This window comes from Streptomyces sp. NBC_01460 (assembly GCF_036227405.1).
Lineage (GTDB): Bacteria > Actinomycetota > Actinomycetes > Streptomycetales > Streptomycetaceae > Streptomyces.
In genome coordinates this window covers 465,898-478,774 of the sequence record NZ_CP109473.1, presented here as the reverse complement: position 1 = coordinate 478,774, position 12,877 = coordinate 465,898, and the positions used below count along the sequence as shown (strand labels likewise).

Annotated in this window: 9 protein-coding genes; 2 read left to right on the top strand and 7 right to left on the bottom strand. The window is 73.7% G+C overall.

What is annotated here, in order from left to right; genetic code table 11:
* The first annotated feature begins 10 nt into the window (after positions 1 to 10).
* On the top strand, positions 11 to 2,257 hold the full coding sequence (locus tag OG488_RS02220; protein ID WP_329225366.1) for a serine/threonine-protein kinase: 2,247 nt from the start codon (positions 11 to 13) through the stop codon (positions 2,255 to 2,257).
* A 10-nt stretch (positions 2,258 to 2,267) separates the two neighbouring features.
* On the opposite strand, the gene OG488_RS02215 is transcribed toward OG488_RS02220, so the two are convergent.
* Positions 2,268 to 2,894 carry a DinB family protein gene (locus OG488_RS02215; protein ID WP_329225364.1) on the bottom strand — a complete coding sequence of 209 codons (627 nt, stop codon included), beginning with the start codon at positions 2,892 to 2,894 and terminating at the stop codon, positions 2,268 to 2,270.
* 153 nt (positions 2,895 to 3,047) lie between these two features.
* On the opposite strand from OG488_RS02215, the gene OG488_RS02210 reads away from it, so the two are divergent.
* On the top strand, positions 3,048 to 4,622 hold the full coding sequence (locus OG488_RS02210) for a phytoene desaturase family protein (protein WP_329225360.1): 1,575 nt from the start codon (positions 3,048 to 3,050) through the stop codon (positions 4,620 to 4,622).
* A 38-nt stretch (positions 4,623 to 4,660) separates the two neighbouring features.
* Here OG488_RS02210 and OG488_RS02205 read toward each other — a convergent pair whose 3' ends face one another.
* Genes OG488_RS02205 through OG488_RS02180 form a run of 6 tightly spaced genes read right to left on the bottom strand, consistent with a single transcriptional unit; the run spans position 4,661 to position 12,876 of the window.
* The gene (locus tag OG488_RS02205; protein ID WP_329225358.1) at positions 4,661 to 5,635 is read right to left on the bottom strand and encodes an acetylxylan esterase; all 975 of its coding nucleotides are present in this window, start codon (positions 5,633 to 5,635) and stop codon (positions 4,661 to 4,663) included.
* A 4-nt stretch (positions 5,636 to 5,639) separates the two neighbouring features.
* On the bottom strand, positions 5,640 to 8,045 hold the full coding sequence (locus OG488_RS02200; RefSeq protein WP_329225356.1) for a polysaccharide lyase 8 family protein: 2,406 nt from the start codon (positions 8,043 to 8,045) through the stop codon (positions 5,640 to 5,642).
* Positions 8,046 to 8,056: 11 nt separating this feature from the next.
* Positions 8,057 to 9,223 (bottom strand): SGNH/GDSL hydrolase family protein, encoded by a 1,167-nt coding sequence (locus tag OG488_RS02195; protein ID WP_329225355.1) that lies wholly within the window; start codon positions 9,221 to 9,223, stop codon positions 8,057 to 8,059.
* Entirely contained in the window at positions 9,211 to 10,290 is a 1,080-nt protein-coding gene (locus tag OG488_RS02190; RefSeq protein ID WP_329225353.1) for a right-handed parallel beta-helix repeat-containing protein, read from the bottom strand. The genes OG488_RS02195 and OG488_RS02190 overlap by 13 nt, the downstream gene beginning before the upstream one ends.
* Positions 10,287 to 10,886, bottom strand: a complete 600-nt coding sequence (locus OG488_RS02185) for a hypothetical protein (RefSeq protein ID WP_329225351.1) — start codon at positions 10,884 to 10,886, stop codon at positions 10,287 to 10,289. The genes OG488_RS02190 and OG488_RS02185 overlap by 4 nt, the downstream gene beginning before the upstream one ends.
* A 4-nt stretch (positions 10,887 to 10,890) precedes the next feature.
* Positions 10,891 to 12,876: a hypothetical protein gene (locus OG488_RS02180; RefSeq protein WP_329225349.1), complete on the bottom strand. Its 1,986-nt coding sequence runs from the start codon at positions 12,874 to 12,876 to the stop codon at positions 10,891 to 10,893.
* Between the last annotated feature and the right edge of the window lies 1 nt (position 12,877).

The window sequence follows — 12,877 nt, the reverse complement described above, 5'->3', positions numbered from 1 at the left end:
GCAACAGGCGATGGCGGACACCAGGCTGATCCAGAGCCGGTACCGGCTGCTCGATCTGATCGGGCGCGGCGGCATGGGCGAGGTGTGGCGTGCGCGCGACGAATCGCTGGGCCGGCAGGTGGCCGTCAAGTGCCTGAAGCCGATGGGACCGCAGCACGACGAGAACTTCACCCGCATCCTGCGCGAGCGCTTCCGCCGCGAGGCCCGGGTGGCCGCGGCGCTCCAGCACCGCGGCGTCACCGTCGTCCACGACTTCGGCGAGTCGGACGGTGTCCTCTACCTCGTCATGGAACTCCTGGAAGGCCGCAATCTCAGCCAGCTCCTGGAGGACAACAAGCAGCACCCACTGCCGGTGGACGACGTCGTCGACATCGCGGAGCAGGTGGCCGACGCCCTCGGGTACACGCACCGGCAGGGCATCGTGCACCGTGACCTCAAGCCCGCGAACATCATGCGCCTCGACGACGGAGCGGTGAAGATCTGCGACTTCGGCATCGCCCGACTGGGCCGCGACATCGGCTTCACCTCGCGCCTCACCGGTACGGGTATCGCCATGGGCACCCCGCACTACATGTCGCCGGAGCAGATCAGCGGCGGGGAGGTCGACCACCGCAGCGATCTCTACTCCCTCGGCTGTGTGCTGTACGAGATCGCCACGGGCGTCCCGCCGTTCGACATGGACGACGCCTGGGCCGTGCTCGTCGGTCACCGCGACACCGTTCCCGAGCCGCCGCGTTCGCACCGCGCCGAGCTCCCCGGGTTCTTCGACGACGTCGTCCTGGACCTGCTGGCCAAGACGCCGGGGGAGCGGCCGGCCGACGCCGGTGACCTGCGCCGGCGCATCACGCTGGGGCGCACCGGTGAGCAGCCGGTGGCGGGGAGGGTCCGCCCGGCCTCGCCCGTCCCGGTCCGGCACCCCGGTGGCACGGCGCCCCGACTGCCCTCCTGGACCCGCGACATGACCACCGGTCACAAGGCGACGGGTGCGGCGTCCCCCGGGACGGCGGCCATCGACCAGGCGGCCGCGCTGACCGGGGCGTGGACGACGGGGGCCGGCATGGCTCTCGACGGCGGCGTCCCGCACGCGAGGACGGGCCGCCCCACCCCGGCCCCCGGGCTGCCCGCCACCCTGGCCGGCCGGCACAGCGCCGGGCTCGACCTGGGCCGCCTGGGCCACTGGGAGGAGGCGGGCGGCGTCCACCGCGCGGTCGCCGCGGAGCGGGAGCGCGCGCTCGGCCCCGATCACCCGGACACCCTCGCCAGCAGGTACGAGGCCGGACTCAGCCTCAGCCGCACCGGTCACCCGGCGGACGCGCTGCGGGAGTTCGGCCTGGTGGCCGACGGCCGCGAGCGCACCCTGGGCCCCGACCACCCGGACACCCTCGCGGCCCGCCAGGAGACGGCGTACGTCCTCGGCCGGCTCGGCCGCCACTTCGAGGCCCACCAGGTCTACACCGCGGTGCTCGCCTCGTGTGAGCGCTCCGTGGGCCCGGAACATCCCGACACCCTGCGCTGCCGCCACAACCTCGCCTTCAACCTCAGCAGACTGGGCCGCATCGAGGACTCCTACCGCATGGCCCGCGAGGTGGCGGACAGCCGCGGCCGGCTGCTCGGCGCGACGCACCCGGACACCCTCGTCACGCTGTACGAAGTGGCCTACGCGCTCGGCCGGCTGGACCGCTGGACCGAGGCCCTGCAGACCTACCGCGAGGTGGCCCAGGCGCGCGCCACCGCGCTCGGCGCCGACCACCCCGACACCCTGTCCGCGCGCTACGAGGTGGGTATCAGCCTCGGCAGACTGGGCCGCGGCGCCGAGGCCCTGGAGCTCTACCGCGTGCTGGCCGAGGACCGCACCCGCGTCAGCGGCCCCGCCGACCCCGAGACGCTGCGCGCCCGGCACGGCCTCGGCGTCAACCTCGGACGCATGGCGCGCTGGGAGGAGGCTCTGGCCGAGTCGCTGGAGGTCTGCGCGATCCGTGAACGCACCCTGGGGCCCGACCACCCGGACACGCTCGTCAGCCGGCGCGAGGTGGCCGTCGGGCTGGGCTGGCTCGGCCGCTGGGCCGACGCGCTCGTCCACTACCGGACGGTCGCCGAGATCCGGGAACGCGTGCTGGGCGCCGACCACGCCGACACCCTCGCGAGCCGCAACGACGAGGCGCACTGCCTGGAACAGCTCGGCCGTGGCACGGAGGCGGTGGACCTCCACCGGCGCGTCGCCGCGCCCCGGAGTCAGCGGGGGACGCCGCCGCACTGACCGTCAGCTCTCAGCCCAGCTGACCCCGTACGCGGTAGAGGTCGCGCAGCAGCGCGATCTCCGCCCCGTGGTGCAGCAGTTCCTGGTTGACCCACCACACGATGTCCAGGAAGAGGTCCTCGGGGTCGCTGCCGTACGGGTAGGTGCAGTACCCGACGGTGTCGAGCGCCGCGTCGTCCGCGCCCGCCAGAGCCGCACGCCACGCGGCCGCCGAGGCGTCGAAGTCCGCGAGTGCCCCTGCCGCGGTCCCCGCCACGCGGTAGTCCTCCCTGGTCAGGTTGTGGCCGCCCGCCGTGTGGTCGGCACGCAGGGTCAGCAGCTCGCCGAGATGGCTGAGCCGCCACGCGAGGGTGGTGAAGGGCGGCGGCGAGGGGTGCGGGAACGGCGCCGTGTCACGTCCCCACTCGCCCGCGCCCGTCAGGGCGGCCGCGCCCGGCCCGGGTCCCGCGCTGTGCCGACGCACCGACCAGCACGCCGGGACCGGCTCCCACAGGTACTCCTCGTCGGTCAGCGCCGGAGCCTCCACGTCGGTGCCGTTGCCGCTGTCCACGAACGGCCCCGCCAGCCGGTTGGTGAGGCGTTCGCGCGCCCAGTCGAACTGTTCGAGAAGCGGGGTCAGGCGTGCGGGTGTACCCATGGGTGACTCCTGGGGCGGGGCGGGAGGGCGTGGTCCGGCCAGCACCCTGCCACAGAGATCGCCCGGCGGCCCACCGGTTTCCGGTGCCCCGACCCCGTCCGCCGTGAACGGGCACCCCTGTCCACCGGCGATCACCCCGTGCTAGGAAGGGACATGCCCGCAGACGAGACGGCCTCACCCGGCGCCCCCGCACACGCCGCCTACGACACCGTGATCGTCGGCGGTGGCCACAACGGCCTGGTCGCCGCCGCCTACCTCGCCCGCGCCGGCCGGTCCGTGCTCGTCCTGGAACGCCTGGGCACCACCGGGGGAGCGGCCGTCTCGACCCGCCCCTTCGACGGGATCGACGCCCGGCTCTCCCGCTACTCCTACCTCGTCTCGCTCCTCCCGCGGAAGATCGTCCGTGAGCTCGGCCTCGACTTCGCCGTACGGAAGCGCACCGTCTCCTCGTACACCCCGACGGTGCGCGGCGGCCGCCCCACCGGCCTGCTCGTCGGCGGGGACGGCACCCGGGACTCCTTCGCCGCGCTGACCGGCGACGACCGGGAGTACGACGCGTGGCAGCGCTTCTACGGGATGACGGCCCGGGTCGCCGAGCGGGTGTTCCCGACCCTCACCGAACCCCTGCCGGCCCGAGGCGACCTGCGGGCACGGGTGGACGACGCGGATGCCTGGCGCATGCTGTTCGAGGAGCCGGTCGGCGTCGCCGTCGAGCGGACCTTCGCCGACGACCTCGTCCGCGGCGTCGTGCTCACCGACGCGCTGATCGGGACCTTCGCCGACGCCCACGACCCGTCCCTCGTCCAGAACCGCTGCTTCCTCTACCACGTGATCGGCAATTCCACGGGGGACTGGGACGTCCCGGTCGGCGGTATGGGCGCGCTCACCGACGCCCTGGCCGTGGCGGCCCGCTCGGCGGGGGCCGAGATCCGTGTCCTGCACGAGGCGACCCGTATCGAGACCGACGGAACCCGCGCCGAGGTCACCGTCCGCTCACCCGACGGCGAACACGTCGTCGGCGCGGCCCAGGTCCTGGTCAACGCGTCGCCCCAGGCCCTGTCCGCGCTCCTCGGCGAGGAGCCGCCGGCCCCGGCCGAAGGCGCCCAGCTCAAGGTGAACATGCTGCTCACGCGGCTGCCGAAGCTGCGTGACCGCACCGTGGACCCGCACCGGGCTTTCGCCGGCACGTTCCACATCGCCGAGGGGTACGACCAACTGGCCACCGCCTACCGCGAGGCGGCCGCCGGACACCTGCCCGCCGCCCCGCCCTCCGAGATCTACTGCCACTCCCTGACCGACCCGTCGATCCTCGGCCCGGACCTCGCGGCCCGCGGCTACCAGACCCTCACGCTCTTCGGACTGCACACCCCCGCCCGGCTCTTCACGGCGGACAACGGGACGACGCGCGCCCGCCTGCTCGAAGCCACGCTGGCCGAACTCGATGCCCATCTCGACGAGCCGATCGCCGACTGCCTGGCGCCCGACGCCGAAGGGCGGCCCTGCATCGAGGCGAAGACCCCCCTCGACCTGGAGCGGGACCTGAGGCTGCCCGGCGGCCACATCTTCCACCGGGACCTCTCCTTCCCGTACGCCACCGGGGAGACGGGCCGGTGGGGTGTGGAGACCGCCCACGCCAACGTGCTGCTGTGCGGGGCGGGCGCCGTGCGCGGCGGAGGGGTCAGCGGGGTGCCCGGCCACAACGCCGCCATGGCGGCGCTGGGCCGGTGACCACGGCCCCACAGCGGCCTCAGCACCCCTCGGCGGCCTCAGCGGCCGAACACCCCGCGCAGCGCCGCCAGCTTGCGCGGCAGGTCGTACTCCGCGCCGCCCTCGTGGCCGTTGTACGTGAACACCTCCAGCTCGGCGGGCCCCGCGTAGGCGTGGTACGCCGCGAACACGGTCGACGACGGGCAGATCCGGTCCATCAGCCCCACGGAGAACCACGCGGGGGCCGTCGCCCGCGCCGCGAAGTTGATCCCGTCGAAGTAGGAGAGGGTCTCCATCGCCTCCTCGACACGGAAGCGGTGGCCGGACAGCCAGCGGGCGACCTCCGCGTACGGGCCCGAGTCCGTGATCTGCGAGGCGCGCCGGAAGTGGCAGAGGAACGGTACATCGGCGACCGCCGCCGCCACGTCGTCGCGCAGCCCGGCGACGGCGAGCGCCAGCCCGCCGCCCTGGCTGCCGCCGAGGACCGCGACCCGCGAGGGGTCCACGGCCTCGTGGGCCCTCACCGCGTCGACCGCGCGCACGGCGTCCGTGATGAGGCGCCGGTAGTAGTGCCGGTACGGGTCCTCGATCCCGCGGGTGAGGAAGCCGGGGGAGGAGGAGCCGTGGCCGTCAGGCCCCAGGTCCGGGGTGTCCGCGGTGTTCTTGCCGCCACCGCCCTGCCCCCGGTTGTCCATGACCAGGTGGGCGTAGCCGAGCGCGCTCCACGTCAGCCAGGAGTACGGGATGCCGCGGCCGCCGTTGTAGCCGATGTACTGCACCACGGCGGGCAGGGGGCCCGAGCGGAGGCGGGGGAGCATCAGCCAGGCCTTCACCGGCTGGCCGCCCCAGCCGGTGAACGTCACGTCGTACACGTCCACGGTCGCGAACCCGGCGTCGTACGGGACGAACGAGGCGTCCAGGCCGTGGCGGGACGCCTCCGTGAGGGTCTTCTCCCAGAACGCGTCGAAGTCGGCGGGCTCCTCGGGTTCCGGCCGGTACGCGCGCAGCCGCTCCAGGGGCATGTCGAACAGCAAGGGTCTAGCTCCTCTTCAGGGTGAGGTCGAGGGTCGCGCCGTGCAGACCGGCCGTGTCGGCGGTGATCCGCAGTCCCCGGCCCGTCGACGTGGCGCGGATGCCGGGGTCCGCGGCGGCGACCGTGAGACCCGGCCGTGCCAGGTCGAGCACCACCGAGGACCGCAGCTGCGTCGGGTCGGAGAGGGCCACCGTGAGCGTCCTGCCGTCCTGGCGCAGCAGGACGGACGCGGGGCCGTCGCAGGTCAGCTCCTGCGCCGTGCCGGCCGTCCAGAAGTTCGCGGCCAGCAGCCCGTCCGCGGGACGGCGTACGGCGTGCACCGCGGTCGAGCGGGACACCAGCTCCACCGGGGGCGCCGCCGACCACTGCCGGGTGCGCGCCGCCGAGGCGGCCGGGGCCTGGAGCCAGAAGTAACCGGCGTCGGTGGGAGCCGTCCCGTGGTCCTGCCACAGCGTCAGGTACGGGCGGGTGACGGCGGTGTCCGTGCCGTACTTGAGGTTGATCTCCCGCCAGGTCGCCGTGCGCTCCTCACGCAGGCCCCGCAGCGCGGTGGGCTCGGGGAAGACATAGCCCCCGGTCCCTTCCAGGTGCAGCCACCGGACCCCGCCGAGCGCCGCCGACCAGTCCGTGCCGGCGGGGGCCGGGCGGCCGTCGACGAGGAGCGCGGCGGCCGGATCGCGCAGCTTGCGGTTCTCGACGACGGTCTCCACCGTCCCCGACTCCGCGCCGATCCCGGAGCCGACACACGCGATCACGTCGTCCAGGCAGAACCAGCTCTTGAGGCCGCGCAGTGTGGATCCGTACGCCCGCAGCTCCATGCCGTACGCGCCGAGCGTCGTGCCGGGCAGCGCGGTGCCGCCCGCCCAGTCGGCGGTGCTCGTCGTGCGCTGGCCGGCCGCGTCCGCCGGGCGGCCGGCGACGACCGTGGTGCCCGGCAGCCGGGTCGGGTCGACGGTGGGCCAGTAGTCCTCGCTGTAGTGGCCGAGGTCGTCGGTGTACAGGAGCACCATGCCGTCGGAGAGGTGCCAGCCGTGCAGGTTCTCGTTCTGGATCGACTCGTAGGTGTAGATCCGGCTCGAGTACGCGGAGACGCCCAGCGCGAAGGACGGCCGGTGGTGTGCCGCCTTGTCCATCCGCGGGTACTGCTTGTGGACGACCAGCGGGCCGCGCGCGGGGACGGACGATTCGATGATCCGCAGGGCGGCGACGAGGGTCGCCGGGTCGGTGACCTCGAGGAAGTCCCGGTAGGTGTCCTCGGCGATCCACTGCTTGACCAGTGCCGTGAAGGTGTCGCCCGTCTCGCCGGGGAAGCCGGGGATCAGCCGCAGCACGGCCTCGATGACGGTCTGCGCCGAGGCATGGCCCTGCTTGCTGGGCCGCGCGATCTCGCGTCCGCACACCGACGCCATGACGTCACCGCGCGCCAGCAGCGGGTCGAAACCGTCCAGGACCCAGCCGCGTACGTTGTCGAGCGCGGGGTCGGTGACCGTCCAGTCGGTGCCGGCGAGCAGGTTCAGCAACCGGGAGAGGCTGTTGAGCAGCTCCTTGCCGTAGCCGCCGTTGTACGGGTGCTTGTAGTGCTGCAGGAACGAGCCGTCCGCGTAGAAGCCCTCGCCCGTGCCCTCCGTGCCGTCCGTACGGTCGTTGAACGCCAGGACGCTGTTGGCCCCGGAACCCTCGACGTCCGAAAGAGCGTCACGGACCCGGGCCAGGGCGTCCCCGTCGTCCCGGAGCACCGCGTTGACGGCGACCACCGTGGAGACCCAGACCCGGTTGGCGCCGGTGGCGATCTGCCGGTCCGCCCGCCACAGGTTCGGGTCGGGGGTGTAGTGCCGCACGGCCGCGGTGACCCGTTCCAGCCGCTCCGCACCGAGTACGTCGTGGAGCAGGACGGCGGTGTCGTTGAGCGCGAGCGCGGAGCCGATCTCCCAGTCCCAGTCGTTGTCGAACCTGGTGTGCCCGGACCCGTAACGGTTCGTCAGCATCCAGTCGACGCCCGCCAGGAGCAGGTCGCGCAGGGCGGGGTCACCGTGCTGAGGAGTGCCGGGCACGGCCCACGCCGTCGCGATCGTGGCGAGGCGCTTGAACGACGTGGTGACATGGTTGGAGAGCGTGGTGCTCGTCAGATCGGCGAACAGCCCGTCCGTACGGGACGGGTCCAGGTCCTCGGCCGCCGTGGTCGCGGCCCGGCCGGTCCGGGCGACGGCCGCCGCGATCCGCTCGTCGGCGAGATCGAGGCCGGGCCCGCCGGTCAGCAGGGTGTGCCAGCGGGTCCGCAGCGCGGCGGCCTCTCCCGCGGCGGCGGCGTACGCGGCACCGGAGGTGAGGGTGAGGGGCAGGGTGACGGCCGCGCCGAGCGCCGCCGCTCCGGCCAGGACGGTGCGGCGGTTGGCGCCGGTGGCTGGGTGCATGGTTCGGGTCCTCACAGCAGGTGTCGGCGGTCGACGGCCCCGGCGAGCGCGGCGTGACCGGAGGAATCGGGGTGCAGGCCGTCTCCGCTGTCGAAGGCGGGCCGCATGCGGGACGGGCGTGCGGGGTCGCGCAGCGCGGCGTCGAGATCGGCGACCGCGTCGAACAGCCGGCCGGTGCGCACGGCACGGTTGATCCGCTGCCGGACCTCGTCGAGCTCCGGGGTCCAGCGGGTCCAGCCCTCGAACGGGGTGATGGTCGAGCCGACGATCCGCAGCCCGGCGTTCCGTGCCCGCAGCACCAGCTGGCGGTAGCCGGCCACGACGAGCGACGCGTCCGTCTGGGAGGGCGGCTGCTGGAGGTCGTTGACACCGAGCTGGACCAGCACGGTGCGGAGTCCGGGCAGCGGAAGCACGTCGCGGTCGAACCGTGCCTGGCCGCCGGGCCCGAACCGGGCGTCGTCCAGGAGCAGCCGGTTGCCGCTGACACCGAGGTTGGCGACGGCCGATCCGGGAAGGCGCCGCGCCAGTTGGTCCGGCCAGCGCAGATCGGCGTCGTCGGGCGTGCCGACGCCCTCGGTGATCGAGTCGCCGAGCACGGCGAGCACAGGTCCGTGGGCGCCGTCCACCTCGACGCCGGTCAGCAGGAACACCGAGGTGGTGCGCGCTCCGTCGACGCTGTGCGAGGCATGCGTGTTGCGGTGGAAGGACAGTGGCCCCGTGGGACCGGGCAGCCGGGTCTCCACCGTCAGGGCCGAACCCTCCGGGGCGCGCAGACCGTCGACGGGATCGCTGGTCAGCGAGGCGCCGGCGGCCAGCCACGCCTGCCTTCTCCCGTCGAACGTCACGGGCCGCCCGCCCGCGGTCACCGGACCGATCAGGACCGGTACGGTCCCGAAGGCGTGTCCGTACCGCAGTCGCACCCGTCCGCCGGCCGAGAGGCGAACGGTCGCGGTGCACACCCCGTCCGTCAGCCCGGCCGAGGCCACGGTGTCCGTGGCGGTCGGCGCGGTCTGGGCCGTGGCCCAGGACGTCGTCCATGAGCCCGGGCGCCCGGGTCCCCCGGATCCCCCTGCGCCTGCCGCCCGGGCGGCAGGCGCAGCCGCCGCCACCGCGGCTCCCGCGGCCGCGACCGTCAGCACCCCGCGTCTCGCGGGCCCCCGGCCGGTCACCGCGGGCACGCACCCGTCGGGTCGTACGCGCTCGCGTAGGTGCCCACCGCGTCGCCCCCGGTGTTGCCGCTCATGGTGTTGGCGCACACCGGGCCCTGGGGCGTCCGCATGAACTTGATCCCGCCGCCCGCGTTGCCGGTGACCGTGTTGCCGTACACGCTCGTGCCGGTTCCGTCGGTCGCCGTGTCACCGCCGAGGCGGACACCCGCGCCCACGTTGTCGTGCACGGTGTTGTAGCGGAAGACGTTGCCGCTGCCGCGTGCGTCGAGCCCGGCGGAGCTGGGGTCCTTCTGGCCGCCGCAGTCGTTGTACTCGACGTAGTTGTTCGTGGAGTTCTCCTTCACGTCCACGCACTCGTTGCCCCGCGTGACGAGGGTGTTGTGGTGGATCCGGTTGTTCCTGCTGACGTCGGCCGCCGCGTCAGGGGCGCCGTTCGCGCCCTGCTGCTCGGGCGCCGTGCCGAGGTAGATCCCCTCGCCGTTCTTGCCGCCCCCGCCGAACCTGAAGTCGGCGACCCCGCAGTCGGTGATGGTGTTGTCGTCCACCTCCGCGCCGGTGACCAGATAGCGCAGCCGCAGGCACTCGTCCGCGGCGTTCCTCAGGGTCATCCCGGTGATCCGCAGGGCGCCCACCCCGTTCCCGGGCGTCGCGCTCATGACGTAGACGAGCTTGAGGCGGTAGCCCGTCACCTCGTCGGCGGAGCCGTGCAGCCCGTCGACGGTGAAGCCGCTCAGCGTCGTCGAGTCGTGCCGCACCTGGATGATCCGGCTGTCACCGGCGCCCTTCACCACCGCGCCGGACGGACCCGTGATCGTGACCCCCGGGCGTGTGGTGACCACGTCCTGCCGGTACGTACCCGCCGCGAGGTTCACCACCGAGCCGGTGGGTGCCAGGTCCAGGGCCTTCTGGATCGTGGCGAGCGGAGCCCCCGCCGACGTACCGGAAGCGGTGTCGCTCCCCGACGGCGAGACGTAGTACGCGGTGGCGGCCTCGGCGGCCGGGGACGGCGGGGCGAGGAGGAGCGGGATGGCGGCGCCGAGCGCGGCGACGGCGGCCGTACGCGGTAAACGGTTCATGGGGTGTGCCTCCTGGGATCGGCGAAGAAGAGGGCGAGCAGTACGGGGACGCTGGGGCCCAGCAGCAGCGGACCCAGCGGAACGACGAGGGAGAGCAGCACGGCGGAGACCACAGCGCCGAGCAGCGCACTGCCCCGGGCCGCAGACCCGAAGCCGAGGACGAGAGCGCCGGCCGACCATGAGCGGACCGAGCCCTCCGGGGCACGGCCGGCCTCGGCGGCGAGGGCGACGTGATGGATGACGAGGGCGGCCGCGATGCCCGCCTGCGCGGCCAGCACGACGAAGGTCCAGGACTCGGAACGGCCCAGCAGATAAGCGATGTTCGCGGTGAGGACGACCGCCGCCGCGGTGGAGAGCAGCCCGTGCCGCCACAGCGCCCTCCAGTACCGGGGGAACGCGGCGAAGGTGTTCGCGAAGACGCGGCTGTCCCCTTCGGCGCGCCACAGCTGGAGTGCGTGACCCATCGCCGCCAGCGCGGGCAGCCAGGTCACGGCCCCCAGGGAGAGCACCGAGCACGCGGCCCCCGCCGCTGCCGGGAAGGCGAGGAACTCCAGGCGGCGCGCGAGTGCCGTGCCGGAGGGGAGGATTGCCTGCATGGGGTCAGCCGACCTTTCCCGTGTACGGCTCGGTCAGGTCGAGGAGCACGCGTCCGTCCAGCTCCAGGCGCGTGCACCCCACCACGTACGGCGTCCCGCCGGAGCGGAGCAGCACGGCGGCGGCCTCGGCGTCGACCGTGTCCGTCCGGACGCGCCGGCCGACCGGGGCCAGGAGGACCGTCTCCCCGCTCTCCGCGAAGGCGACCCCGTGCCCCTCCGCGCACATGACCTGCTCACCGCCCCCGGCCCCGCCGGGGGTGAGTGCGGTGAGGAAGAGCGCCTCGCGCGTACGCGGAGTCGTCGCGCGCAGGGTGTGCAGGGTGCGGGTGAGACGCAGTTCCGGCGTGCTGGACGTCGGGTTCGCCTCGACCTCCGTGATCGCGCAGCCGACGGAGGCGCCGGCCGGGGCGAACCGCCGGAGGAGGGCGGTGGCCGCTCCCGACCTGACGAGCCGGTCGCCGTCGCGCCCGGGCTCCGTCGGCCCGTCGGTCTGCAGGAGGAAGGTCCACTCACGCCCGGTGTCCGCCTCGGCCAGGTCGAGCAGGACGAGCCGACCGGACGGTGTGAGGACCAGGGTCCGGTCCAGACGGCGCAGGCCGAGGCCCGGGTCGTACATCGCGGCGATCTCCGCGGTGGCGTGCGCCCAGCCCCCCTCCGCGTCGGCCAGTACGTCGCGCTGCCGGGCCTGCCGCTCGTACGGGATGCCCTCGTAGACGTGGTAGCGGTCCTCGTCCGCGTACCCCTGTCCGTCGACCAGCAGGAGATTGTGGTGCGCCGCCCGCTTGCGGTTGCTGTACCCCTCGTCGACGGCGAGGAACTCGCCCTGCGAGACCAGCACGAACGACCCGGAGTCCGGATGGTGGTGCCCCTGGTTCAGGGTCTCCCACCCCAGCTCGGCCCGGTGCTTCGCGGACGTGTCCCACGCCGTGCGGCCGCCGCCCGGACTCGCCTTGAACGACACCAGCGTGGCGTCGTCGTCCCAGCTCGTACGTGCCGCGAGCAGCCCCAGATCGGGGAAGAACGCGTGGGTCTCCGTCGGGCGGGCCGCCCCCACCGAAGGGTCGTACCAGAGGTACTCCAGAGAGGCCTCCGGCAGGATCCCCGGCCGGACCCCGCTCTCCGCGGCCTCCTGCCGGAGCAGGTCACCCGACGCGAGATCGCCCATCCACTGGGCCTCCGCGATCCCGTACTGCGACGCGAGCCGGTAGTACAGGCCCGCGCTGTGGCCGCTGCGCCGGTCGTGGCAGTCGCCGTGGTCGACGTTGAACGCGAAGCCGGGGGCCGTCTGATGGAGCCGGTAGCGGAAGGTCGAGGACATGAAACCGCCGCGCCCCCACCAGTCGATGCCCTCGGCCTCCTGGAGCAGGTCGAGATGGGCTGCCAGGAACGGGACCCCGTAGCGCCAGTAGACGACTCCCTCGGCGTGCGAACCGTCCGGCGGCATCAGGTCCAGGACCGTGCCGAGATTGTCCTTGGCACGCTCGGTCCACTCCTCCTTCCCGAGGACGTAACCGGCCGTCGCCAGACCCGCGTGACAGATCCAGTTGTGGTTCTGCCAGTACGACGACGACCACCAGCTGCCCTCGCTCGCCACCGCGAACTCGTACATCAGGCGGCCCTGCAGCAGCAGCTTGTACCGCAGGAGCGCCCGCACCTCGTCCGGGAGCTCGTCACCGATCCAGCGGTAGGCGAGAGAGAGGTGGTGCAGCAGCCAGCCCGCGTCGAGATCGTGGTCCGGCATGTGGGCCCGGCCCCAGTGCGGCAGCCGGACCGCGGCCTCGATCCACCGCCGGCTCTCGTCCAGATGCGCGCGGTCGCCCGTGACCCGGTACGCCAGCGCCGGGTTGGAGGCCGCCGGGCCGAGCCAGGTGATGCTGGCCAGGGGATGGGTGCGGGGAGGGGTGAGGCCGCGATGGCGGACGGCCTCCTCCCGGAGCCGGAGTTCCTGTGCGGGGCGCGGCCCCGGAGGCGGGGTGGCGGAGAGCAGCACG

Excerpts from the sequence above, each read along its gene's own strand:
- OG488_RS02220 (WP_329225366.1), top strand. The coding sequence starts at position 11 with ATGGCGGACACCAGGCTGATCCAGAGCCGGTACCGGCTGCTCGATCTG.
- OG488_RS02210 (WP_329225360.1), top strand. The coding sequence starts at position 3,048 with ATGCCCGCAGACGAGACGGCCTCACCCGGCGCCCCCGCACACGCCGCC.
- OG488_RS02190 (WP_329225353.1), bottom strand. The coding sequence starts at position 10,290 with ATGAACCGTTTACCGCGTACGGCCGCCGTCGCCGCGCTCGGCGCCGCC.
- OG488_RS02215 (WP_329225364.1), bottom strand. The coding sequence starts at position 2,894 with ATGGGTACACCCGCACGCCTGACCCCGCTTCTCGAACAGTTCGACTGG.
- OG488_RS02200 (WP_329225356.1), bottom strand. The coding sequence starts at position 8,045 with ATGCACCCAGCCACCGGCGCCAACCGCCGCACCGTCCTGGCCGGAGCG.
- OG488_RS02185 (WP_329225351.1), bottom strand. The coding sequence starts at position 10,886 with ATGCAGGCAATCCTCCCCTCCGGCACGGCACTCGCGCGCCGCCTGGAG.